Consider the following 21,781-nt stretch of genomic DNA (forward strand, 5'->3'; position numbering starts at 1 on the left):
AGTGGAGCCGAGGGAGCCGAGTGGAGCTGACGGGAGGTGACGCCCCTCATGGGTGAGGCCAATGGTGCAGACGCGGTGAACGCCGTGGATTCGGCGTCGTCGCCCGGCGCCCGGCTGCGTCCGCGAGCCGAGCGGGCGCGTCAGGTCGCGGACGTACTGCGTCAGCGGATCACCGCCGATGCCTTCGCCGGTGGTGTCCTGCCGGACGAGCGGGTTCTCGGGCAGTCGCTCGGCGCCGGCCGCAACGTGGTGCGCGAGGCTCTCGGCCTGCTGCGTGACGAGGGTCTGATCACGCGCCGCCGTGGCATCGGCACCCGTGTCACGGCACCGAAGCTCGGGCACGGCCTGGACCGCCTCACCGGCCTCGCCGAGACCCTCACCGCTTACGGCACTGTCACGAACGAGGTGCGCGCGGCCCACGTCGTGCCGCACGCGCCCAGGGACGTCACGGAACGGCTGTGCCTGCCGGAGGGCGGCGAGGCCGTGTGCCTGGAGCGGCTGCGCAGCCTGGACGGCACCCCGCTGTCCGTGGACACCAGTTGGCTCACTCCCGATGTCGGACGCCCCCTTCTCGACCGTGATCTGATCCATCGCGATGTGTTCGACCTGATCGAAGAGGTCACCGGCACCCCTCTGGGGTCGGCCGACGTCACGGTCCACGCGGTCGCGGCCGACGGTGACACCGCCCGACTTCTCGGCATCGGCGAGGGTGCCGTGCTGTTCGCCATCGAGCGCCTCACCAGACTTGCCGACGGGCGGCCGGTGGACGCGGAGACGCTCCGCGTGCGGGCCGACCGCATGATGCTGCGGACCCGCCTGCATCGCGGCCCGTCGTCACCGAACCCCTGAGAAGCCGGGCCGCGCCGAACCCCCTCGCAGGCCGGCGAAAGGGCCCAGGACCAGCGTCAGCAAAGGAACACCCGTGCACGAGAGCCTCGACGCCCTCACTCTTGTCCTGCTCGCCCTCTTCGGCCTGGCCGGCGGGATCGGCATCACCGCGGTCGGGCCTGGCGGTGTGCTTCCCACCATTGGCATGTTCCTGCTGACCGGGCTGCCGCCGTCCACGGTCGCCGGCACCGCCATCGCCACCCACATCGCGACGGGCACCCTCGGCACCGCCGCCTTCGCACGCTCCGGGCAGCTCAAGGCCGGGCCCACCCGGCATACCGTAGCCGTCCTGGCCGTCACCGCCCTCGTCGGGACGCCCATCGGGGTCCTGCTCAACACCCTGGTGTCCGGACGGGAATTCGGGGAACTGCTCGCCTGTGCCGTCACCGTCACCGCCGTCCTTGTCTGGCTGCGGGACCACCGCGAGCGCCGTGCGGGTGCCGCCGTCGCCCCCTTGTCCGGCGAGCACATCGGCACGGCCCCGTCCGTCGCCGTCGGTCTGGTGGTGGCCGTCGCCGCGGGCCTGTTCGGCCTCGGTGGCCCGATGCTCAGCGTTCCCCTGCTTGTGGTCTGCGGCCTGCCCGTGCTGACCGCTCTCGCTGCGGCCCAGGCGCAGTCCGTGGTGATCGCGGCCATCGGCACGGCCGGCTACGCCCTGCACGGATCGGTCGACTGGTGGCTCGCCGCCGTCGTCGGCGTACCGGAACTCGTCGGTGTGCTCATCGGCTGGCGCATCGCCCACGCGGTCCCGGAGCGGCGCCTCAAGTACGCGTTGGTGGGTGCCCTGTTGGCACTTGCGCCGTACCTCGCCCTCCACGCCTGAGGCATCGTGGAACCTGCCCCGGGGGCACACGGCGGGAGCGGTCCGGACGCGGGCCTCCTGCTGCCGCGGGGCCGGCCGGCCAAGCGCGGAGGCCTTCCGGGTGCGGTGCGGAAGGCCCCGCACGAACCCCGCAGGCTGGGGGTTTCGTGCGGGGCCGCTCACGGTTGGGGGCTGTCAGACTTCGGTCAGGTCGTACGTTCCCGTGCCGTCCTGTTTGCCGCTGGAGTACTGGCGGATGAACTCACCGTCCGCGTAGCGGTCGTGGCCCATCATGGAGCCGGTGTACTTGTTCTGTACGCCGATCGACGAGCTGCCGGGTACGTCGCGGTAGATGTAGAAGCGCTGGAGGTCGTCCTCCGCGCAGGGGGCCGTCATCAGGGTCGCTTCCTCGGTGGCCGCGTCCTGGGCGGCGATGGTCGCGCAGCCGCCGTTGCCCCAGTTCCACAGGGTCGCTTCGAGGACGCCGTTGTGCTCCGTCACGTCACACAGGCGCCAGTTGTCCAGGTGGGCGCTGAAGATCGTCGAGGGGCGCAGGCGGACGCCGTCGGATTCCAGGAGCGGGGCGCCCCAGGAGAGGGGTTTGCCGGGCACGGCGATCTTGTAGCTCTCGGGCCCGCAGCTGAGTGCGGCTCGCACGGCGGGGCCGGTGGTCCCGGGCTGTCCGGCGGAGGTACCGACGGTGGGAGCCGGGGGCTGCGCGGCGCGGTCCTGCTTCTGCTTTGCCGTCGGTGCCACCGCACCCGCGGGGTGCGAGGTCTTCGCGGCGGCCGAGCCGCAGTCCAGGAGGCTCTGCGCCTTGGCCATGACGCTGCCTGCGGGCACTGTGTCCTCGCAGCGCACCGCGCCTTCCTCCATCGTGGTGAATGTGGTGAAGCTGCCGCTGCCGGATCCTTCGATCCACTTCAGTGTCCAGCTGCCGTCGTCCTGTTGGACACGGTTGCAATTGAGGCTTCCGTACGTGCCGGTGACCTTCTTGGTGCCCTTGTAGGCGCCGTAGTAGCCGGGCTGGTTGAAGTTCCACGTGACCGCGTTCGACTCGCTGCTGGTGGAGGTGTATTCGACCTTTACCTCCAGGCCCAGGGTCGCGCCGACCTGGCCGAGGGCCTCGGTGCCGTATGTGCCGTTGACACTGCCGTTGGCGCCGACGGAGACGGTGATGGTGGTCTGGGTGGTCGTGGTGACCGTCTGGGTGCCGGTCGTGCCCTCGGTGACGTACCAGCCCTTGAAGTGGGTGACCGTCGGGGTGACTTCGGTCGTTTTGATGTACGGGTGGCGTGTGCCGAGGTCGGCCGGCGTACAGGCGTCGCCGAGTTCGGCCTGTGCGGTGGCGGCGGGCTCGGCGGGTGCGGCCGTGGCCGGTGAGACGGCAAGGCCCACGGTGGCTACGGCGGCCGAGGCCGCACAGGCCATGAGCGCGGTGCCTATGCGGCCGACGGGACTTGTGGGGCGCATCGTTGCCCTTTCCCCCTGGTCGTGTGTGTTCGGTCAAGGGGTGAACGTAGTGGCCGCGGGGGTGACGGAGGGAGCCCCGAACTGGCCAAAATGTACATAGAGGGGCTTATTCCGCCCCTGTCGCGCAGAAGGGTGAGGCACGCGGCACGCGGCGGACGCTTCAGGATGTGGGGGTGACTTCTTCGAGCAGCCGGCCGTGTGTCCCGGCCATCAGTCTGTCCAAGGTGATTGAGCGCGCGCCCGATCTGGTGCCGCTGTACGAGGCGGCGGGCAGCAGTGTCCGCGCGCACGGGCTGGAGGGCATGCGGGCCGCGGTGTATCCGGTGCTGGACCGCTCGGGGTCGATGCGGCCCTACTACCGGGACGGGACCATGCAGCGTCTGGCCGAGCAGGTGTTGTCGCTGTCGGCGCATCTTGATGACGACGGCATAGTGCCGGTGGTGTTCTTCTCCACGGACGTCGACGGGTCGACGGATCTGGTGCTGGGCCGGCATCGGGGGCTCGTCGACAAGTTGCACGAGAACCTCGGTCACATGGGCCGTACGAACTATCACTGGGCGATGGATGAGGTCATCGACCACTACCTGGCCTCCGGCAGCAGCGACCCCGCCCTGGTGATCTTTCAGACCGACGGCGGGCCGACCAGCAAGCTCGCTGCCGAGCGGTATCTCTGCAAGGCGGCTCGTCTTCCGTTGTTCTGGCAGTTCATCGGGTTCGGTGACCCCGATGCCAACGAGTTCGCGTTCCTGCGCAGGCTCGACACGCTCGCTGTTCCGGGCCGTCGCATAGTCGACAACGCCGGCTTCTTCCACGCCGGCCGTGACCCCGGGGCCGTCGAGGACCATCAGCTCTTCGACCAGTTGCTCCAGGAGTTCCCCCAGTGGGTGGCCGCCGCCCGCGCCGCGCGTGTCGTGGGGCCCTGAGTCCTGCGGCGCGCCGTCTTTGCCGGGGGAACTGCGGGTGGTGTTTGTGGCATCTCCTTCATGCAGTGGTGTTGTTCGGGCCGGCCGGGACGGCTCGGCGTGCGTTGCGGAGGGGTGGCCGGGGTGGACAGCGAGTCGGGGGCGCGGGCGGACCGTCTGGATGGCGTCGGTGGCGCGGCGGAGTCCGGCGGCGGTGCGGCGTCGGTGTACGGGTATGCCGGCGGTGGCGACGACGAGCCGCAGGACGCGATACCGGAGGGGTGGGCGGATCGGTCCGCGTCTTCGGGGCAGGGGGCCGAGCCGGGTCCCGAGGACGCCCCGCCGCGATCGGATCCGGACGAGAAGGACGAGGAGGAGGAGCGCCGGCCCGGCCGTCGGCGGGCGGTGCTCGTCGTGGTGGCCGTGGTCGCCGCTTCGGTGTGCTTGGCCACGTGGGCGCTGCTGCCCGGCGGGGCGGCCGAGGACCGGGCCGCCCCTTCGGGCGGGGGGTCGCCCTCCGCTTCCCCTTCGGTGTGGAAGATGCCTCGGCCGGACCTGACCACGCCCGACCGGGTGCGCGGGCTGATCGCGGACGTCAAGCGCCGGACCGGGAGCACGAAGGCCGTCTCGTTTTCCGCGTCGGACGGTTTCGCCTGGGTCACCGTCCCCGTCGCCGGTGATCCCGAGCACTTCGAGAATCTCACCTACCAGAGCGGACGGGGCTGGAGTTCCTTTGTGGGCTCCGGTGGCTCCGATGCGGCCGACAGCGTGCCGATGGACCTCGCGGGTGTCGACTGGGACATGCTCGGTGAGCTGTACCGGAAGGTGGATGGGCAGCTCCGGTTCCCTTCGACGAGTCCTCGGCGCGAGCTGCGGGTGAAGGCGGGGCTCGTGGGGTGGAGGGGGCATCCCGACACCCCGCCGCGGCTGTCCGTGGAGTTGGACGACCACACGCAGATCGGCTGGGTCGAGGCACGGATCGACGGCACCATCACGGAGGTGCACGAGCCGGTGCGTTACGCGTTCCCCACGGCTCCGGGTGCCGGGTCCACGGCGGGTGCCCGGGGCTGAACCGCCCGTACTCCCGCCGCTCGCGCCCCCAGCCGGGTGGGGGCGCGAGCGCGGCCACGGGTTTCAGGCCGTGTTCGAGGCGGTGTCGGCGACCTCCGGTGTCACCGGTTCGGGGGTGGCCGGTGCGGGGGCGGGGCGGGGCTGCTTCTTGAGGGCGAGGCCGATGAAGGCGCCGGCGAGGGTCCCCGCGGCGGCGACCCAGCCTGCCGTGCGGAGTCCGCCGACCAGTCCGTGGGGGGTGGGGTTGTGGCCGGCGTGGGCGTTCGCCACCGCGACCAGGGCGGCCAGGCCGATGGCGCCGCCGATCTGGCGGCAGGTGGAGGCGAGTGCGGCGGCGACGCCCTGCTGGGCCGGTTCGGCTCCCGAGGACGCCACCGCGACGAAGAGCGAGGGGAAGGCGAAGCCGCCGCCCGCGCCCCAGATCGCGATGCCCGGCAGCAGTGCCCAGTAGGAGCCGTGTGTGGTCATGCCGGCGATGATCGCGGCCAGTCCGACGGCGGTGCCGACGGTGCCGAGGAAGAGTGTCGTGCGGACGCCGAGCCGTCCCAGTACCTTGGCGTTGAGCTTCATCGACACCGCCATGCAGATCACCGTCGGCGGGAGGAACGCGATGCCGGCGGCGAGGGCGCTGTAGTCGAGCGCCGTTTGCAGGTAGGTGGTGAGCAGGTAGTACGTGCCGCCCAGTGAGGCCTGGAAGATGATCATCGCGAGCATGGGGATGGTCAGGCCCCGGAGGCGGAACAGCTTCAGCGGTACCAGGGGGTCGGTGGAGCGCTTCTCGATGAGTACGAAGGCTGCCAGCAGCAGGGCGCCGAGTGCCAGGGCGCCGGCGCCCTCGGTGGAGCCCCAGCCCTTGGCGGGGCCGCTGACGAGGCCGAACACCAGCAGGGTCGAGCCGATGGTGGCGACTACGGCGCCGAAGGCGTCGAAGCTGCGGCCGGTGCCGAGCGGGCGGTCGGGCGGGAGGATCCGCGTGGCGGCGAACGCGGCGATCAGGGCGAGCGGGACGTTGACGAAGAAGACCCAGCTCCAGCCGAGGGCGCTGGTGAGGACGCCGCCGAGCAGCGAACCCGCGGCCAGTCCCGCGCTGCCCATGGCGCCCCAGATGGAGGTGGCCCGGTTGCGTTCGGGGCCCGGGGCGAACGTCGTGAAGACGAGCATCAGCGTGGCCGGTGTCAGCAGCGCGCCGCCTACGCCCTGGAGCGCGCGGGCGGCCACCAGGAGCCCGGCGTTCGTGGCGAGTCCGCCGGTGAGGGAGGAGAACGCGTAGATGGTCAGGCCGGTGACGAGCATGCGGCGCGGGCCGATGCGGTCGGCCGCCCGGCCTCCGAACAGGAGCAGTCCGCCGAGTGCGACCGCGTAGGCGCTGACGACCCATTGCAGTGACTGTTCGGAGAAGCCGAGTTGGCTGCCGATGTCCGGGAGCGCCACGTAGACGATGTTGTAGTCGATGGTGACGATGAACTGGGTGAACGCCAGCAGGGCGAGTGTGTACCCGGCCCACCGTGGCGATCGGGAGTCTGAGGTGGCCATGGTGCGGCTTCTTCCTTCTGGGTGAGCGGGGCGATGGGCCCTGGGTGTCTTCCGCGCGGTGTTTCCTCGCCGCAGAATAATCCCTTCGCAAAGGTATGTAAATCTGGAATCGGCACGCCCGGGCCCTCAACTTCGCCGCGCTCCGGTGCAGTTGAGGGGGCGTCGGCTGTCCCGTCCGGCGGGTGCGCGCCGGTGTTCTTGTGCAAGTGCGGACCGTCCTCACTTGCACAGCGGGCGTCACCTCGCGCGGTGGCCGCGCCGCGGGTGCGACCTGCGCCGCCTTGCGGCTCGCGGGCCGGCGCCGCAGCCTCTCGCAGTTACATACCTCTTCGAAGGTATGCGATTGTGAGCGGCAAGCCACGGGTGGCCCCGTGCGTCAGTGTCCGCTCCCGGTGGTGGACGACCCGCGTGCCGCACCGCGCCCGGTACGGCTGCCCCTCCCTTCCCCTCCTCCCCCGGCCTGACGAACCGCCGAGCACGCACCCGGCCCCCACTCGTCGGCCGGTGAACCGCGCTCCACGCGGATCCCGAGCTTTCGAAGGAGCCTGAATGAAATTCGGAAACGATGTGCGGATCAAGACCGTGACCTCGTGGTTTCCACCGGACCGCGAGAACGTCGAGGACGCCGTGGCGGCGGGGAAGCTGACCGAATCCGATGCCGAACGGCTCGGCGTGAGCCACCTGCCGGTCTCGGTCACCCTGTCCGCGCCCGAGCTGGCGGCGGAGGCCGGCCGCGCCGCGATAGGCCGGGCGGGCTGGAGTCCGTCCGATGTGGGCCTGGTCCTGCACACCTGGATCTACCACCAGGGCCATGACATGTGGTCGCCGCCGCACTACGTCGCGAACGCGGTGGGCGCCGGGCACGCCACGCCGTACGGCGTCCAACAGGGCTGCAACGCGGGCGCGCTGGCCCTTCAGCTGGCCGCGATGCACCTGGACACCGATGCCGGGCTCGGTGGCGTGCTCGTCACGACGGGCGACCGGTTCTGTCCTCCCGGTATGGACCGCTGGACCTCCGACTACGGCCTCGGCTTCGGTGACGCGGGGACCGCGGCGCTGGTGCACCGGGGCGGCGGTGAAGGCGCCGACGACTACGCCCTGTTGTCCCTGGCCACCGCGACCGACGCCCAGTTCGAGCTGATGATGCGGCACGGCAACGATTTCAGCCCGGCGCCCATGTGGCACGACGGCTTCATCGACCTGCGCACCCCCAAGAAGTCGTATCTGGCGGCGCACGGCAAGAAGAAGTTCGAGACCGTCGCCGGGCAGAACATCCGCAAGGTGATCGCGGACAGCCTCGACGACGCGGGGCTGCGGCCCGACGACCCGCGGATCAAGTACATCGCGCTGCCCCGGCTCGGGGCGAGCCTGCTGGACTCCATCTACGGCCCGGTGCTGAACGAGCTGCTCAAGGCCGAGGCCTTGCGCTTCGGTTCCGCCACCGGGCACCTGGGGTGCGGGGACTTCCTCGCGAACCTCGCCGACATGCGGGACCGGGTGCCGCTCCAGCCGGGCGATGTCGCGCTGGTGATCAGCGGCGGGGCCGCGTGGACGTGGGCCTGCGCCGTCGTGCAGGTGCCGGACGACCACGCCGCGGCCGGGGACGTCTGATGGGGTTCGGGTTCCTCGGCCTCGGCGGCCACGTACCGCCGCTGGTCGTGGACAACGCGAAGGTCGCCGAGTGGACGGGCGCGGAGGAGAGCTGGATCGTCGAGCGGACCGGGGTCCTGGAGCGCAGGTACCGGGAGCCCGGCACGGTCACCTCCGATCTGGCGCTGCACGCCGCGCGCGAGGCGCTGGGCGCGCTGCCGGAGGCGGCGGCCCGGCTCGGGGTGATGATCGTGGCCACGTCGACGCCGGACCAGCCCCAGCCCTCGACCGGGGCGATCCTGCAGGACAAGCTCGGCCTGTCCGACATCCCGGCGTTCGACGTCAACGCGGTGTGCTCGGGCTTCCTGTACGCGCTGGCGGTCGCCGACTCGATGCTGTCGGCGCGGCTGGCGGGAGAGGGCGGTGACCATGCCCTGGTGGTCGGCGCCGACATCTACTCCTCGCTGATGAACCGCTCCGACCGGCGCACCGTCAGTCTCTTCGGCGACGGGGCGGGTGCGGTGCTGCTCGGTCCGGTGCCCGAGGGGTACGGCGTGCTGGGGTGGCGGCTGGTCACCCATGGCCGGCACCGCGAGCTGGTCGAGGTGCCGGCCGGTGGCACCCGTACTCCGCTGGACGCGCGCAGCCGGGAGGCCGGTGAGCACCTGTTCCACATGCGGGGACGCGAGGTGCGTGATTACGCGCTCGGGGTGCTGCCCGAGGTGGTCGGTGAGGCGCTCGGCTCGGCCGGGGTCCGGCTGGAGGACGTGGACCGCTTCATCCTTCACCAGGCCAACACCCGTCTGGTGGAGGCGTGTACGCGTGAGCTCGGCGTCGATCCCGGGCGGGTGCCGCTGACCGCGCCGCGTTTCGGCAACACCGCCACGGCCTCCATCCCGCTCACGCTGCGCGCGGAGAACGAGCGCAGGCCGTTCCGGCGGGGCGAGCGTCTGGTGCTGGCCGGGGTGGGCGGCGGCATGACGGCGGGGGCCGTGGTCGTCCGCTGGTACTGAGTCCCCCGCGACACCGCTGCAATCCATGGATGCGCCGAGAGAGGAGCGAGACATGCCGACAGCGACTGCGGCGGGACTCCGCTGTTACGAACTGTGGGACCCGATGCCGGACGAGGTACGGGAGGGCGCCAGGAGGTTCGCCACCGTACAGGCGCTGAACGAGCTGGTGGGTGTGCTGCCGTTCGCGGAGTGGCTGGACCGTGCGCCCAGCTGTACCAGGAGGCAGATGCTGATGGCGAAGGTCCAGGACGAGGTGGGTCACGGGCATGTGGCCGCGCGGGTCGCGGAGGATCTGGGCATGCCGCGCGAGCGGATCCTTCTGGACTATCTGGAGGGCCGCTCGAAGGTGCACAACATCTTCCACTACTCCTTCGGGTCCTGGGAGGAGTTCGGCCCGGGGCTGCTCCTGATGAACTCGGCGGCGATCCTTCAGTTCCGGTCGCTGATGAAGGGCGTGTACCTGCCGTACGCGCGGGCGCTGCGCAAGATCGAGCGTGAGGAGTCCTTCCACTACCAGCACGCCCTGGACATGACGCACGAGGTGCTGACGCACGGTGACGCGGAGCAGCGCCGCCGGGTGCAGGACGGGTTCGAGATGTGGCTGCCGCGGGTGCTCGCGTACCTCGGTCCGTCCGATACGGAGACCTTGCACGCCAACCGTATGCATCAGATCGGTCTGAAGCCGGACGGCAACGACGAGTTGCGCCAGGCATGGCTGAGCAAGATCATTCCGGTTTTCCGGAAGCTGGGTGTTCGGGTGGATCCCGCGCTGGCCCGTCAGACGGATTCGGGTGAGTGGGAGTTCGCGATGCCGGACTGGGCCGAGGTGAAGAAGGTCATCGCGGGTGGCGGCCCGGCGTCGCAGCGCCGGCTGGAATGGGTGCGCGGCGCCCTGGACCGGAACGCGCGCTACGGGCGCGCGCTGCGGGGGGTGGCGTGATGCCGCACGTTCCCACCGAGGTCGATGTGTACGAGGTGTTCGCGCAGACCGGCGCCGGCTCTCCGCTCAACCACGTCGGCTCGATCGTCGCGCCGCGCCGGGAGGCCGCCTGGCATCTGGCGAAGGAGACCTACGGCCGCCGGGACAATCTCTCCCGGCTCTGGGTGGTCCGGCGCACCGACATGATCGTTTCGAGTGCCGGTGACCGTGAGCTGCTCGCGGCGAAGACCAGGATGCCGCACCGTCAGCCCGGCTTCCCGACCGCACGCCGCCGGGACCGCCACGCCGCCGATGAGCGGGAGGCCGCTGGTGAGCGGGAGGCCGCTGGTGAGCGGGGTGCTGCTGGTGAGCGGGGTGCCGATGGCCTGGGTGCCGGCGGTGCGCTGAGCGGGTTGTGGATGGCGCTGGCCGACGACTTGTTCGTGCTGGGCAACCGGCTGGGCGGGCGCATCGTCGACTACATCGATCTGGAGGAGTCGCTGGCGGTCGGCTCGATCGGGCAGGAGGCGCTGGCGCACGCCGAGACGGTCCTGGCGCTGCACGGCTTCGACGAGGCCGCGGTCGACGCCCACTTCTTCGAGCGGCCGCGGGAGCGGTGGCGGGTGTCACGGGCCGTCGGTCTGCTCGGTGACTGGCCGTCCACCGTGGCGTGCGGTCTGGTGATCGCCGCTGCCGTGACGGTGCTCGCCGGGGAGCAGGCGGCTGACGAGCCGGCGATCGCCGCCATCCGCGACGAGCAGCGGGTCCATCTGGACCACTGGCGGCGGTGGGCGCGGGCGCTGGCCGCCTGGCCGGAGACGCGCGAGGAGTTCGGGCGGGCGTACGCCGAGGTGACGCGGGGTGCGGGTGACTTGTTCGGGGCCGGCCCGCAGGGCGTCGAGGCGGGTGCGGGCCGGGCCGTGGAGTTGCACGGGCGGCTGGCCGCGCTGGTCAGTGACCGGGGCGGTCCGGGTTCGTGTCTGCCGCCCCTGCCGGTTCCGCGGGCCGCGGGGATGGGCGGGAGTGTCCTGGCCGACTGCCTGGCTCGCGGGCGCCTGGTCCGTGAGCACTACGCCCCGGAGGTGTTTCTGTGAGCCCTGATCCGCTGACCGGTGTGGTCGCCGAGGTGCGTGATCCGGAGATCGATGTGGGCCTGGGCGATCTGGGGGTGGTGCGCTCGGTGTCGAGGGCCGGCGGCCGGATCGTGGTCCGTCTCGCCCCCACCCGGCTCAGTTGCCCCGCTCGTGGCGAGATCGCCCGGCGGGTGCGGTCGGCGCTCGCGGGTGCGGCGCCGGGGCAGGGGGTCGAGATCGTGTGGGAGCGCGGGGCGTGGGAGCCCTCGTCGGTGACGGCCGCGGGCCGTGACGCGCTGCGGACCGCCGGGTACCGCGTGGCGGGCGCCGCTCCCCGCTGTCCTTACTGCGGGAGTGACGACGTGGTGGGGGCCGGCCGTTTCGGCGGTGCGGTGTGCAAGGTGCCCTTCGACTGCCGCGGCTGCGGTTCGCCCTTCGATGTGATCGGTACGGCCGGCTGTTCCGCCGTGCTTTCGGTGCCCGATGTCGCACAAGGAGGATCATGATGAGGCTCGCCGGAAAGACGGCTGTGATCACCGGGGGTTCCCGGGGGCTGGGCCGGGCGATCGCGGAGCGCTACCTGGCGGAGGGCGCGAGCGTGGTGTGCGCGGCGCGCAATCCGTACGACGTCAAGGAGGTTCTCGATCTGGCGCCCGGCCGGGGTGCGTACGTCCCGGTCGATGTCACCAGTGACGAGTCGGTCGCCGCGCTGATGGCGGAGGCCGCCGAGCGCTTCGGCGGTGTCGACATCCTGGTGGCGAACGCGGGTGTGAGCCGGGACGGCCGGGTGGACCGGCTGCCGGTCGCTGCCTGGCAGGACATGGTGTCCACCAATCTGACCGGGGTGTTCCTCTGCACCCGGGCGGCGGTTCCGTATCTGGAGCGCAGCCCGGCCGCCCGGATCGTGAATGTGTCGTCCAGCATGGCGACCCGGGTCGCGGTCGGGGCGGCAGGCTACTGCGCCACGAAGGCCGCGGTGGAGATGTTCACCCGGGTCAGCGCCATCGAGCTGGGCCCTCGCGGCATTCTGGTCAATTCTCTGGCGCCGGGCATTCTCGACGAGGGGATGGGGCGGGATCTGACCGCCAACGACAAGATCTGGTCGCGCTACCGGACGCGGCTGGCGCTCGGCCGGCCGGGCGGGGCGGACGAGGCCGCGGACGCGGCGGTGTTCCTGGCCGGTCCGGAGTCGAGCTATGTCAACGGCCACGTACTAGAGGTGAACGGAGGCCTGTTGTGGTCATGACGTCCCCGTCTGTGGTGGAGCGTCCCTCCGCGTGGCTGGAGATCGAGGGAGCGGTGGGCGTTCTGCGGCTGGGCCGGCCGCCGCTGAACGTGCTCGACCGTGCGGCGCAGTCCGCGCTGCGTTCCGCGGCCGAGGAGGCCGCGGCCGACGAGCGGGTCCGTGCGGTGGTCCTCTACGGGGGCCCCAGGGCATTTTCGGCGGGCGCGGACATCAAGGAGATGGCCGCGATGACGCATGCCGACATGGTGCGGCACGCGGCGGTGCTCCAGGGCGCTTTCGACGCGGTGGCCGCCATCCCCAAGCCGATGGTGGCCGCGGTCAACGGGGCCGCGCTGGGCGGTGGTTGTGAGCTGGCGCTGACGGCCGACGCGCGGATCTGCGGCAGCGAGGCGGTCCTCGGGCTGCCGGAGGTGCTGCTCGGCGTCATCCCGGGGGCCGGTGGCACCCAGCGGCTGCCCCGGCTGATCGGCCCGGCCAGGGCCAAGGAGCTGATCTTCACCGGGCGTCAGGTCGGCGCGGACGAGGCGCTGAGGCTGGGGCTGGTGGATCAGGTCGTGCCGCCCGGTGAGGTCCTGGAGGCCGCGCTGCGGTGGGCGCGGCGCTTCGAGGAGGGTCCGGCGCTGGCCCTGCGTGCCGCGAAGGCGGCCATTGACGGGGGCCTGGCGACCGATCTGGGGGCCGGGCTGGCCATCGAACGGTCGGTGTTCGCCGCCCTGTTCGCCACCGAGGACCGGCTGACCGGCATGCGGCAGTTCGCCGCCGAGGGGCCGGGCCATGCGACTTTCAGCGGGAGATGACCATCATGTATGCAGCGAACGGCGGGTTTCTGCGTGCCCGCGATCATCTGTTGTCCTCCTACGGGGATCTGCCGCGTGCCCGTGCGTTTCCCCGGCCGGACCCCGGCGGTTCGTTCAGCTGGGTCGCGGACTGGTTCGACGCCGTCTGCGACGGGAACGACGCGACCGCGCTGCGCGTGGTCGACCTGGACCGGCAGGGCGCGGTGCTCGCCGATACGGCGCTGAGCTTCACCGAGCTGGCCGAGCGTTCCCGGCGGGTCGCCGGGTGGCTGCGGTCGATCGGTGTGGGGCGCGGGGACCGCGTGCTGCTGATGCTCGGCAACCAGGTGGAGCTGTGGGAGTGCGTGCTGGCCGCGTTCCGGCTGGGCGCCGCGGTGATCCCGGCGGCCGTCCAGCTGACCTCCGAGGATCTGGCCGAACGGCTGGAGCGCGGCAAGGTGCGGCATGTCATCGTCAGGGCCGATCTCACGCCCCGGCTCGACGGTCTGGGCGGCGGGTGGACGCGCGTCGCGGTCGGGGGCCGGGTCGCAGGGTGGCAGGACTATCAGCGGGCCTACGCGTCCGCACCGCTGCGGGAGGCGGTGCGGACCCGGCCCGAGGAGCCGTCGCTCATCTACTTCACCTCGGGTACGACCGCCCGGCCCAAGATGGTCGGGCACACCGGGCTGAGCTATCCGGTCGGTCATCTGTCGACCATGTACTGGCTGGGGCTGCGCCCGGGGGACGTGCATCTGAACATCTCCTCGCCCGGGTGGGCGAAGCACGCGTGGAGCTGCTTGTTCGCTCCCTGGAACGCGCAGGCGACGGTTCTGGTCGTCAATCAGCCTCGGTTCGCGGCGCGTCCGCTGCTGGAGATGATGTCGCGTTGTGCCGCGACCTCGTTCTGTGCGCCGCCGACCGTGTGGCGGAGCCTGATCCAGGAGGACCTGACCCGGTGGCCGATGTCGTTGCGTGAGGCCGTGGCCGCCGGGGAGCCGTTGAACGCGGAGGTGGTGCGCCGTATCCGCGAGGCGTGGGGGGTGACGGTCCGGGACGGCTACGGGCAGACCGAGACGACCGCGCAGATCGGGACGCCGCCGGGGATGCCGGTCGTGGAGGGCGCGCTGGGCTGGGCGCTGCCGGGGTATGACGTGGCGCTGGTCGATCCGCAGACCAATGCCCCTGTGCGGGGCGGTTTCGCGGAGGGTGAGATCTGCTTGCCGCTGGCCGGCCGGCCTCTGGGGCTGATGAGCGGGTATCTGGGTGATCCCGGGGCGACCGAGCGCGTCATGCAGGGCGGTTACTACCACACGGGCGATTTCGCGACCCGTGACGCGGAGGGCCTCTTCCGTTATCAGGGGCGTGGTGACGACGTCTTCAAGGCGTCGGACTACCGCATCTCGCCGTTCGAACTGGAGAGCGTCCTGTTGCGGCACGCGGCGGTCGCCGACGCCGCGGTGGTGCCCTCGCCGGAGCCGCTGCGGCTGGCCGTGCCGAAGGCGTACGTGGCGCTCGCCGCGGACTACCGGCCGGAGGCGCGGACCGCGCAGCAGATCCTCGCGCATGCCCGCGAGCACCTCGCGCCCTACAAGCGGATACGCCGGATCGAGTTCGCGGAGCTGCCGAAGACCATCTCCGGCAAGACGCAGCGGGCCGAGCTGCGCAGGCGTGAGGAGCAGCGGCTCACGCGTTCGGCGCAGGAGTGGTGGGAGGAGGACTTCCACCACTGAGGCCTGTCCGGCGGATCTTCGCCGGACAGGCCCCGAGGGGCTGTCCGGCCGTGTCCGCACCGTCGATCACCGAGTCCCGGAGACGCCATGAATCCTGTCCTCGTATCCGAGGGGCAGCGCAGACGAGCTGTGCTGAGCAGCCTCATCGGCAACAGCATCGAGTTCTACGAGTTCCTCATCTACGGGTCGTTCTCGTCCCTGTATTTCGGCCGGCTGTTCTTTCCGTCCTTCGCTCCCACCACGGGGACGCTGCTGTCGCTGTCCACGTTCGCGGTGGCGTTCGTGGGCAGGCCGCTCGGTGCCCTGGTCTTCGGGCACTTCGGGGACCGGCTGGGCCGCAAGTCGACGCTGGTCACCACGCTCACCGTGATGGGCGGTGCGACGGTCCTGATCGGTCTGCTGCCCACGTACCGGTCGATCGGCGTCGCCGCCCCGGTCCTGCTGACGGTCCTGCGGTTCGTGCAGGGGTGTTCGCTGGGCGGGGAGTCCAGCGGCGGGTTCCTGATGGCGCTGGAGAGTGCCCAGCCGAACAGGCGGGGTTTCCTGACCGCTGTCGTCGGCACCGGCAACGCCTGGGGGCTGCTGCTGGCCAACGGTGTTCTGCTGCTCGTCACGTTGCTTCCGGAGCGGCAGGTGCTGGCGTGGGGGTGGCGGCTGCCGTTCCTCTTCAGTGCCGTGCTCGTGGCCTTCGCGCTGCGGGTGCGGCTGCGGCTCGCGGAGACGCCCGAGTTCGAGCGGGCGAGGTCCGAGGGCGCGGTCAGGACCGTGCCGGCGTTCGCGGTGCTGTCGCGGCACGGTCTGGTCACCCTGTGCGCGTCGCTGTCGGCGCTGCCGATGTTCCTGGTCTTCTATCTCGGGTCGGTGTTCTCGCTGAAGTACGCGTCGACCATCGGGGTGAGCGGGTCGCGGATGCTGACGCTGCTCGCCGGGTCGTGCGTCTTCTTGATCTTCGCCATGCCGTTCTTCGGGCGGCTGGGTGACCGCCGCGGCCGCAAGGCGGTCTTCGTCGGCGGGATCGTCGTCATGACGGTGGCCCCGTTCGTGTGGTTCCCGCTGCTCGGCACCGGTTCGTTCCCGCTGATGGCGCTCGGTTTCCTGGCGTTGTTCGCCGGGTTCGCCGCGAACTACGGGGTGCAGGGGGCGTTCTATCCGCAGCTGTTCCCCACGACGCTGCGGTACTCGGGGATGGCCATCAGCTACAACGTGGGCGGTCTGCTCGGCGGCGCGGTCAGCCCGCTCATCGCCACGTCGCTGCTCAGCACGTACGACAGCTGGACGCCGATCGCCCTGTACATGGCGGCGGCCGGTGTGATCGGCCTGGTCGCCTCGCTGTTCCTGAGGGAGCGCCCGGCCGGTTCGCCCGTGCAGTTCAGCCCCGCGGGGGCGCCGGCCGAGGCGGCCGTGCCCTCCGATGTCGCCACCGCCCGGAGTTAGCGGGAACCGGCGGAGGCTTCCGCGTAATTTTCCAGCAGAGGGAGTGCCCCATGTCGTCCCTGTCCGTCAGCAGGTGTCCCGTTCTCGATCCCACCGGCCGTTCGATGCACGCCGAGGCCACGGCGCTGCGTGAGGCGCCGGCGGTGCTGGTCGAGCTTCCCGGGCCCGTCCGTGCCTGGGCGGTCACCCGGTACAGCGTCATCCAGGCGCTGACCAACGATCCGCGTGTCTCGCGCGACTTGCGGCAGCACTGGCCGGGTCTGGTCCGGATGCCCGAGGGGTGGCCGCTGTCCGCCCTCGCGTTGCAGCGGAGCTTCTTCAACTTCTACGGCGACGAGCACCGCACGGCCCGGCGCCGGGTCGCGCCCACGTTCTCGCCGCGGCAGGTGGAGGCGATGCGTCCGCGGATCCGGAAGACCGCCGAGGGGCTGGTCGACGCGCTGGCCGCGCTGCCGCCGGGGGCCGTCGCCGATGTGCGCCGGGCGCTGGCGCTGCCGCTGACGCTCACGGTCATCTGCGACCTGTTCGGCGTGCCCGAGCATTTGCGCGGCGGGATCGGTACGGGGATCGACGCGGTGCTGAACTCCTCGCTGGGGCCCGAGGAGGCGCTGGCCGCCAACAACACGCTGTACGGGCGGCTCGGCGAGTTGCTGCGGTACAAGCGGGAGCATCCGGCCGACGATCTGACGAGCGATCTGCTGCTGCCGTCCGACCCCGCCGAGGAGCCCCTGTCGGAGGATGTGCTGCTCGGCACGCTGTTCCTGATGATCGGCGCCGGTTACGAGACGACCGTCAACCTCATCACGAGCGCCGTGCAGGCCGTGCTCGACCACCCCGGGACGCTGGACGGCATCCACGAGGGGACCATCGGCTGGCAGGACGTCATCGAGGAGACGCTGCGTCTTGAGGGCCCGATCATGCACATACCGATGCGGTGCGCGCTCGATGACATCGATCTGGGTGAGGGTGTCGTCATCCGCAAGGGCGACGCGATCAGCGTCGCCTTCGCGGCTGCCGGGCGCGACCCGGAGCAGCATCCGCGGTGTCCGGAGCGTTTCGTTCCCACGCGGTCCGGCAAGGAGCATCTGGCGTTCGGTCATGGGCCGCACTTCTGTCTGGGCGCGCATCTCGCCCGCCTCGAAGCGGATGTGGCCCTGAGCACGCTGTTCGGCCGGCTGCCCGCTCTCGCCCCGGCGCGTCCCGGTGAGCGGCCGGCGCGCGTGGAGTCGTTCATCATCAACGGCCCTCTGGGGCTGGAGGTCGTGCCGCGCCCGGTGTGAGCGCACGGACAGCGGCGCCCGGCGGGATTCCCCGCCGGGCGCCGCTGTCCGTGCCGTGCCGGCTGCCGGGTGGTCAGCCCCAGAGCGGGCCGAGCGCCGCCGGTGAGCGGTGGCGCAGGGTGTTGTCGAGGTGGACGCCGCGGGCGACCCGCTCTGCCTGGGCCCGGGTGGAGGCGATGAGGAGCGGCATCACGGAGCCGCCCTCGGGCAGGCCCGCGTAGTACAGCCCCGGCAGGCTGCCGGTCCCCGCGTGGTGCACCGGCATCCCGCTGTCGTCCAGGGCGGTGGGGGGCAGGATGCGGTAGTCGGGCACGAATCCCGTGGCCCAGACGATCGTCGTGATGTTCCGGGCGGTCAGGTCCAGCCGGTCGCCGTAGTCCGTGAACCGGGTGGGGTCGAAGGGGGGTACGGGGGTGCGTTCGGGCACGACGAGGCCGTGCTGTTCGATCGCGGTGTCGATGGCGTGCAGGAGTTCGGTCTCGGCGCGGGCGGCGGCCCGGGCGATGGTGCGTACGTTGTCGTCGAGGAGCAGGGTGCCGCCGTGTGCGCCGCGGACGGTGCCGACGAGGGTGACGCCCTTGGCGGCCAGTACGCCGAGGCTCAGGTCGCGGCCGCCCGCCTTGCCGCTGAGCACGGACACGCCGGGGAGTACGGGTGAGTCGCCGCGCCCGCCGGACGCGGACTCCAGGTTGCCCTCCAGTGGCAGCAGTTGCAGCCAGTCCAGGACCTGGGCGCCCCGGTAGCGGCGCGGTGAGGTCTTGTGCCGGCCGACGGCGAGGTACACCTGGCGGCCGGCGTCGCTCAGGTCCTCGGCGATCTGCTGGCCGCTGTTGCCCGAGCCGACGACGAGGACCGCGCCGGGCGGCAGGGACTGGGGGTCGCGGTAGTAGCGGGTGTGCAGCTGGGTGATCGAGGGGTCGACGCGGGCGGTCAGTTCGGGCAGGCGGGGCGAGGAGTAGCCGCCGAGGGCGGCGACGACGTTGCGGGCCTCGACGGTCTGCCCGTTGTCCAGGTGGACGCGGAAGCGGGCGTCGGGGTGGGCGGGCTCGGTGAGGGGTGCCTCGACCGACCGCACGGGGGTGTGCTCGCGTACGTCGATGCCGGTGTCGGCCACGTAGCGTCGCAGCCGGGTGGCGACCTCACGGGCCGGCATGTAGCCCTCGGGGTCGTCGCCGTCGTAGGGCATACCGGGGAAGGTGACGGTCCGGTTGGGTGTGTTGACGCGCAGGCTCTCCCAGCGTTCCCTGGCCCAGGTCTGGCCGATCTCCCCCCGCTCGAAGACCGTGGCCCGGTAGCCGAGCCGGGCGAGGGAGCCCGCGACCGAGCAGCCCTGCTGGCCCCCTCCTACGATGGCGGTCTCGACGAACTCGGTCATCATGGCAGCGCTCCTGGTCCGCTTGTGGGAAAGGGGTTGGTCGTGACGCGGTGGTACGAGGGCCTGTCCGGCCATTCCCGTCTGCCCCACGGGCAGCGACGGGAATGGCCGGACAGGCCCCGGGCCCGCGGTTCAGGTGCCGGTTGCGTGGGCCCAGGGCAGGACGACGGTCTTGCCCGTGGCCAGGTCGGCCTCCATGCGCCGGTGGGCGGCGGCGATGTCGTCCAGGGCGAACACGCGGTCGATGTGGGGACGGTGGATGCCCGCCTCGACGTCGTCGATGACGCGTTGCAGCGTGTCCCGGCCGCCCGCGCCCTTGAGGGTGTCGCTGTGGAAGGCGGTGAGCCTGGTCCCGGTCGGGATCATGGCGATCGGTTCGAAGTCGTGGATCAGCCAGCCGCTGAGCGAGCCCGCCACGCACACGGTCCCGCCGGGGCGCACCAGCCGCAGCGAGTCGAGCGCGGTGGCGGCCCCGACGAGGTCCAGGACGTAGTCGGGCCCTTCGGGCCACAGTGCGCGCACGGTGTCCAGGAGCGGTGCGGCGTCGTCCAGGAGTACGTGGTCGGCGCCGGCCGCTTTCAGGGCCTGGGCCTTGTCCTTGCTGCGGGTGGTGGCCGCGGTCTCGATGCCGTGGGCGGCGGCGATCTGGGTCGCGGCCAGCCCCACCGATGAGGTCGCGCCCCGGATCAGGAGCCGTCCGCCGCCGGCCGGTGCGATGCCCAGGGTGTCCAGGGCGCCGCGCGCGGTCAGGCAGGTCTCGGGGAGTGCGGCCAGCACGTCCCACGGCAGGGTGGTGGTCACCGGCATCAGCAGGTCGTTCGGCAGCAGCGCGTACTGTGCGTAGCCGCCGTCGAAGGCCCGGCCCATCTCCCCCATCACCGCCGCGACGGTGCTGCCGGCCGGGAGCCGGGGGTCGGTGGAGTCGGCGACGGTGCCCACGCATTCGATGCCGAGGACGCGGGGGAAGGTGACGCTCGGGGAGTGCCCCTGGCGGGTTCTCAGCTCGGAGCGGTTCAGGCCCGCGCCCTCCACGCGGACCAGGCTCCAGCCGTCGCGGACCTCGGGGACCGGCAGTTCGCGGATCCGCAGGACCTCGGGGCCGCCCGGCGCGGTGCAGACCGCCGCGCGCATCGTCGTACTCAATTCCCACCACCTTGCACGTGTGCGGATACGGGTCAGTCCTCGGCGACGACGTCGAGGGACGGGGCCCAGCGGGGGATCGCCTCGCGGCCGGAGGGCAGGCGCAGGCTGCGGGCGAAGCTGTATTCCTGCAGCGTCTCCAGGGCGTGTTCGCGACCGTATCCGCTGGCGCCGACACCGCCGAACGGCGTGCCGGTGAACGAGCGGTTGTAGTGGTTGACGAAGACGATGCCGGCCCGCAGCTCGCGGCTGACCCGCATGGCCCGCTCGGAGTCGCGGGTGAAGACGCCTGCGACGAGGCCGAATTCGGTGCCGTTGGCGATGCGGACGGCCTCGGCCTCGTCGCGGAAGGGGATCAGGCAGACGACGGGCCCGAAGATCTCCTCCTGGGCGATCCGCATGCCGGGGGTGACGCCGGTGAACAGGGTCGGCGGTACGTAGAAGCCGTCGGCCAGGCCGGGGTCGGTGGGCAGGGGTGCCTGGGCGGCGATCGTGGCGCCTTCGTCGACGCCGATCTTCAGGTAGTCCAGCACGCGCTGCCGCTGTGCGGGACTCACGAGCGGGCCGACGTGGGTGTCCGCCTCGGAGCCGGCGCCGACCTTGAGCCGTGAGACGGCGGAGGCGAGGCGGCGGGCGACCTCGTCGTGCAGGTCGGCGTGGACCAGGATGCGTGAGGCGGCGGTGCAGGCCTCGCCCTGGTTGAAGTAGCCGCCCTCGACCGCCCAGGGCACGGCGGACTCCAGGTCCGCGTCGTCGAAGATCATCAGGGCGTTCTTGCCGCCGAGCTCCAGCAGGGTGGGCGTCAGGTTGTCGGCGGCCGTCCTGATCACGGCCTGGCCGGTGGTGGGCGCGCCGGTGAAGGAGATCTTGCCGACCAGTTTGTGGCCGGCCAGCTGGGCGCCGGTCGGGCCGCCGCCGGGCACGATGTGCACGACGTCGTCGGGCAGCACCGACTGGACGAGTTCGGCGATGCGCAGGACGGACAGCGGGGCCTGCTCCGGCGGCTTCATGACGACGGCGTTGCCTGCCGCGAGGGCGGGGGCGAGCTTGCCCGCCGTGTGCAGCGGGGGCCAGTTGAACGGCACGATCGCGCCCACGACGCCGAACGGCTCGCGAACCGTGACGTCGAGCATGCTGCCCGCGTCGCGGACCTGGCCGGGCATCGCCTCGCAGAGGCCGGCGAACAGCTCGAAGATGGTGACCGCGCCCTCCAGGTCGAACTGGCGTGCCTGGGAGAACGGCTTGCCGTTGTCGCTGGACTCCAGCGCGGCGATCTCGTCGGCGTGCTCGCGGATCACCTGGGCGGCCTTCCACAGCCAGCGGCCGCGCTCGCGGGGGGTGCGGGCCGCCCACGCGTAGTGGGCTTCGTGGGCGGTCCTGACCGCCTCGTCGACCCCGGCGGCGTCGGCGCCCTGGATGACCGCCAGGGGCCGTCCGGTCGCCGGGTCGTCCACGGTGAAGCGGTCGGCCTCGTTCTCGGACGACCAGCGGGTACGCAGGACTTGTACGGCTTCGACGGTCGTGGACACGGGTTCC

19 protein-coding genes are annotated in these 21,781 nt (G+C 71.6%); 14 read left to right on the forward strand and 5 right to left on the reverse strand.

Annotated features, from left to right (window positions below):
* Positions 1–48 precede the first annotated feature (48 nt).
* Both P8A18_RS33240 and P8A18_RS33245 read left to right on the forward strand, forming a co-directional pair.
* Positions 49–849 carry a GntR family transcriptional regulator gene (locus tag P8A18_RS33240; RefSeq protein WP_306061384.1) on the forward strand — a complete coding sequence of 267 codons (801 nt, stop codon included), beginning with the start codon at positions 49–51 and terminating at the stop codon, positions 847–849.
* Positions 850–922: 73 nt separating this feature from the next.
* Positions 923–1,711, forward strand: a complete 789-nt coding sequence (locus tag P8A18_RS33245; RefSeq protein WP_306061386.1) for a sulfite exporter TauE/SafE family protein — start codon at positions 923–925, stop codon at positions 1,709–1,711.
* A 174-nt stretch (positions 1,712–1,885) separates the two neighbouring features.
* Here the strand turns inward: P8A18_RS33245 and P8A18_RS33250 are convergent, their stop codons facing one another.
* Positions 1,886–3,163 carry a hypothetical protein gene (locus P8A18_RS33250; RefSeq protein WP_306061388.1) on the reverse strand — a complete coding sequence of 426 codons (1,278 nt, stop codon included), beginning with the start codon at positions 3,161–3,163 and terminating at the stop codon, positions 1,886–1,888.
* Positions 3,164–3,336: 173 nt separating this feature from the next.
* Here P8A18_RS33250 and P8A18_RS33255 point away from each other — a divergent pair, with 173 nt between their 5' ends.
* Entirely contained in the window at positions 3,337–4,086 is a 750-nt protein-coding gene (locus P8A18_RS33255) for a VWA domain-containing protein (RefSeq protein ID WP_306061390.1), read from the forward strand.
* A 123-nt stretch (positions 4,087–4,209) separates the two neighbouring features.
* Positions 4,210–5,136, forward strand: a complete 927-nt coding sequence (locus tag P8A18_RS33260; protein ID WP_306061392.1) for a hypothetical protein — start codon at positions 4,210–4,212, stop codon at positions 5,134–5,136.
* Between the two features lie 63 nt (positions 5,137–5,199).
* Here the strand turns inward: P8A18_RS33260 and P8A18_RS33265 are convergent, their stop codons facing one another.
* On the reverse strand, positions 5,200–6,669 hold the full coding sequence (locus P8A18_RS33265; protein WP_306061394.1) for an MFS transporter: 1,470 nt from the start codon (positions 6,667–6,669) through the stop codon (positions 5,200–5,202).
* Between the two features lie 549 nt (positions 6,670–7,218).
* Between P8A18_RS33265 and P8A18_RS33270 the strand changes: the two genes are divergently transcribed.
* The 10 genes from P8A18_RS33270 to P8A18_RS33315 all read left to right on the forward strand — a co-directional run bounded on the left by P8A18_RS33270 (position 7,219) and on the right by P8A18_RS33315 (position 17,730).
* Entirely contained in the window at positions 7,219–8,280 is a 1,062-nt protein-coding gene (locus P8A18_RS33270) for a ketoacyl-ACP synthase III family protein (protein ID WP_306061396.1), read from the forward strand.
* On the forward strand, positions 8,280–9,272 hold the full coding sequence (locus tag P8A18_RS33275; RefSeq protein WP_306061398.1) for a 3-oxoacyl-ACP synthase III family protein: 993 nt from the start codon (positions 8,280–8,282) through the stop codon (positions 9,270–9,272). Before P8A18_RS33270 ends, P8A18_RS33275 begins: the two co-directional genes overlap by 1 nt.
* Before the next feature lie 52 nt (positions 9,273–9,324).
* A complete protein-coding gene (locus P8A18_RS33280) occupies positions 9,325–10,212 on the forward strand; it encodes a Phenylacetic acid catabolic protein (protein WP_306061400.1) in 888 nt (295 codons plus the stop codon).
* Positions 10,212–11,285: a Phenylacetic acid catabolic protein gene (locus P8A18_RS33285; RefSeq protein WP_306061402.1), complete on the forward strand. Its 1,074-nt coding sequence runs from the start codon at positions 10,212–10,214 to the stop codon at positions 11,283–11,285. Before P8A18_RS33280 ends, P8A18_RS33285 begins: the two co-directional genes overlap by 1 nt.
* Positions 11,282–11,770: a PaaD-like zinc ribbon domain-containing protein gene (locus P8A18_RS33290; protein ID WP_306061404.1), complete on the forward strand. Its 489-nt coding sequence runs from the start codon at positions 11,282–11,284 to the stop codon at positions 11,768–11,770. The genes P8A18_RS33285 and P8A18_RS33290 overlap by 4 nt, the downstream gene beginning before the upstream one ends.
* On the forward strand, positions 11,767–12,510 hold the full coding sequence (locus tag P8A18_RS33295) for an SDR family NAD(P)-dependent oxidoreductase (protein WP_371933808.1): 744 nt from the start codon (positions 11,767–11,769) through the stop codon (positions 12,508–12,510). Before P8A18_RS33290 ends, P8A18_RS33295 begins: the two co-directional genes overlap by 4 nt.
* On the forward strand, positions 12,507–13,307 hold the full coding sequence (locus P8A18_RS33300) for an enoyl-CoA hydratase/isomerase family protein (protein ID WP_306061406.1): 801 nt from the start codon (positions 12,507–12,509) through the stop codon (positions 13,305–13,307). The genes P8A18_RS33295 and P8A18_RS33300 overlap by 4 nt, the downstream gene beginning before the upstream one ends.
* Before the next feature lie 5 nt (positions 13,308–13,312).
* A complete protein-coding gene (locus P8A18_RS33305) occupies positions 13,313–15,016 on the forward strand; it encodes an AMP-binding protein (protein WP_306061408.1) in 1,704 nt (567 codons plus the stop codon).
* An 87-nt stretch (positions 15,017–15,103) separates the two neighbouring features.
* A complete protein-coding gene (locus tag P8A18_RS33310; RefSeq protein ID WP_306061410.1) occupies positions 15,104–16,450 on the forward strand; it encodes an MFS transporter in 1,347 nt (448 codons plus the stop codon).
* Positions 16,451–16,500: 50 nt separating this feature from the next.
* Positions 16,501–17,730, forward strand: a complete 1,230-nt coding sequence (locus P8A18_RS33315) for a cytochrome P450 family protein (RefSeq protein WP_306061412.1) — start codon at positions 16,501–16,503, stop codon at positions 17,728–17,730.
* Positions 17,731–17,803: 73 nt separating this feature from the next.
* Here P8A18_RS33315 and P8A18_RS33320 read toward each other — a convergent pair whose 3' ends face one another.
* The 3 genes from P8A18_RS33320 to P8A18_RS33330 form a co-directional block, all read right to left on the reverse strand.
* A complete protein-coding gene (locus P8A18_RS33320) occupies positions 17,804–19,108 on the reverse strand; it encodes a flavin-containing monooxygenase (RefSeq protein WP_306061414.1) in 1,305 nt (434 codons plus the stop codon).
* 129 nt (positions 19,109–19,237) lie between these two features.
* The gene (locus P8A18_RS33325) at positions 19,238–20,236 is read right to left on the reverse strand and encodes a zinc-binding dehydrogenase (RefSeq protein WP_306061706.1); all 999 of its coding nucleotides are present in this window, start codon (positions 20,234–20,236) and stop codon (positions 19,238–19,240) included.
* Between the two features lie 44 nt (positions 20,237–20,280).
* Positions 20,281–21,774: an aldehyde dehydrogenase family protein gene (locus P8A18_RS33330; RefSeq protein WP_306061416.1), complete on the reverse strand. Its 1,494-nt coding sequence runs from the start codon at positions 21,772–21,774 to the stop codon at positions 20,281–20,283.
* Between the last annotated feature and the right edge of the window lie 7 nt (positions 21,775–21,781).

This window comes from Streptomyces sp. Mut1 (genome assembly GCF_030719295.1).
Lineage (GTDB): Bacteria > Actinomycetota > Actinomycetes > Streptomycetales > Streptomycetaceae > Streptomyces > Streptomyces castrisilvae.

What these genes read in the sequence shown, in the direction of transcription:
- P8A18_RS33300 (WP_306061406.1), top strand. Translation starts at nt 12,507, where the DNA reads ATGACGTCCCCGTCTGTGGTGGAGCGTCCCTCCGCGTGGCTGGAGATC.
- P8A18_RS33305 (WP_306061408.1), top strand. Translation starts at nt 13,313, where the DNA reads ATGTATGCAGCGAACGGCGGGTTTCTGCGTGCCCGCGATCATCTGTTG.
- P8A18_RS33325 (WP_306061706.1), bottom strand. Translation starts at nt 20,236, where the DNA reads ATGCGCGCGGCGGTCTGCACCGCGCCGGGCGGCCCCGAGGTCCTGCGG.
- P8A18_RS33240 (WP_306061384.1), top strand. Translation starts at nt 49, where the DNA reads ATGGGTGAGGCCAATGGTGCAGACGCGGTGAACGCCGTGGATTCGGCG.
- P8A18_RS33295 (WP_371933808.1), top strand. Translation starts at nt 11,767, where the DNA reads ATGATGAGGCTCGCCGGAAAGACGGCTGTGATCACCGGGGGTTCCCGG.
- P8A18_RS33250 (WP_306061388.1), bottom strand. Translation starts at nt 3,163, where the DNA reads ATGCGCCCCACAAGTCCCGTCGGCCGCATAGGCACCGCGCTCATGGCC.
- P8A18_RS33285 (WP_306061402.1), top strand. Translation starts at nt 10,212, where the DNA reads ATGCCGCACGTTCCCACCGAGGTCGATGTGTACGAGGTGTTCGCGCAG.
- P8A18_RS33315 (WP_306061412.1), top strand. Translation starts at nt 16,501, where the DNA reads ATGTCGTCCCTGTCCGTCAGCAGGTGTCCCGTTCTCGATCCCACCGGC.
- P8A18_RS33270 (WP_306061396.1), top strand. Translation starts at nt 7,219, where the DNA reads ATGAAATTCGGAAACGATGTGCGGATCAAGACCGTGACCTCGTGGTTT.
- P8A18_RS33275 (WP_306061398.1), top strand. Translation starts at nt 8,280, where the DNA reads ATGGGGTTCGGGTTCCTCGGCCTCGGCGGCCACGTACCGCCGCTGGTC.
- P8A18_RS33280 (WP_306061400.1), top strand. Translation starts at nt 9,325, where the DNA reads ATGCCGACAGCGACTGCGGCGGGACTCCGCTGTTACGAACTGTGGGAC.
- P8A18_RS33310 (WP_306061410.1), top strand. Translation starts at nt 15,104, where the DNA reads ATGAATCCTGTCCTCGTATCCGAGGGGCAGCGCAGACGAGCTGTGCTG.
- P8A18_RS33265 (WP_306061394.1), bottom strand. Translation starts at nt 6,669, where the DNA reads ATGGCCACCTCAGACTCCCGATCGCCACGGTGGGCCGGGTACACACTC.
- P8A18_RS33320 (WP_306061414.1), bottom strand. Translation starts at nt 19,108, where the DNA reads ATGATGACCGAGTTCGTCGAGACCGCCATCGTAGGAGGGGGCCAGCAG.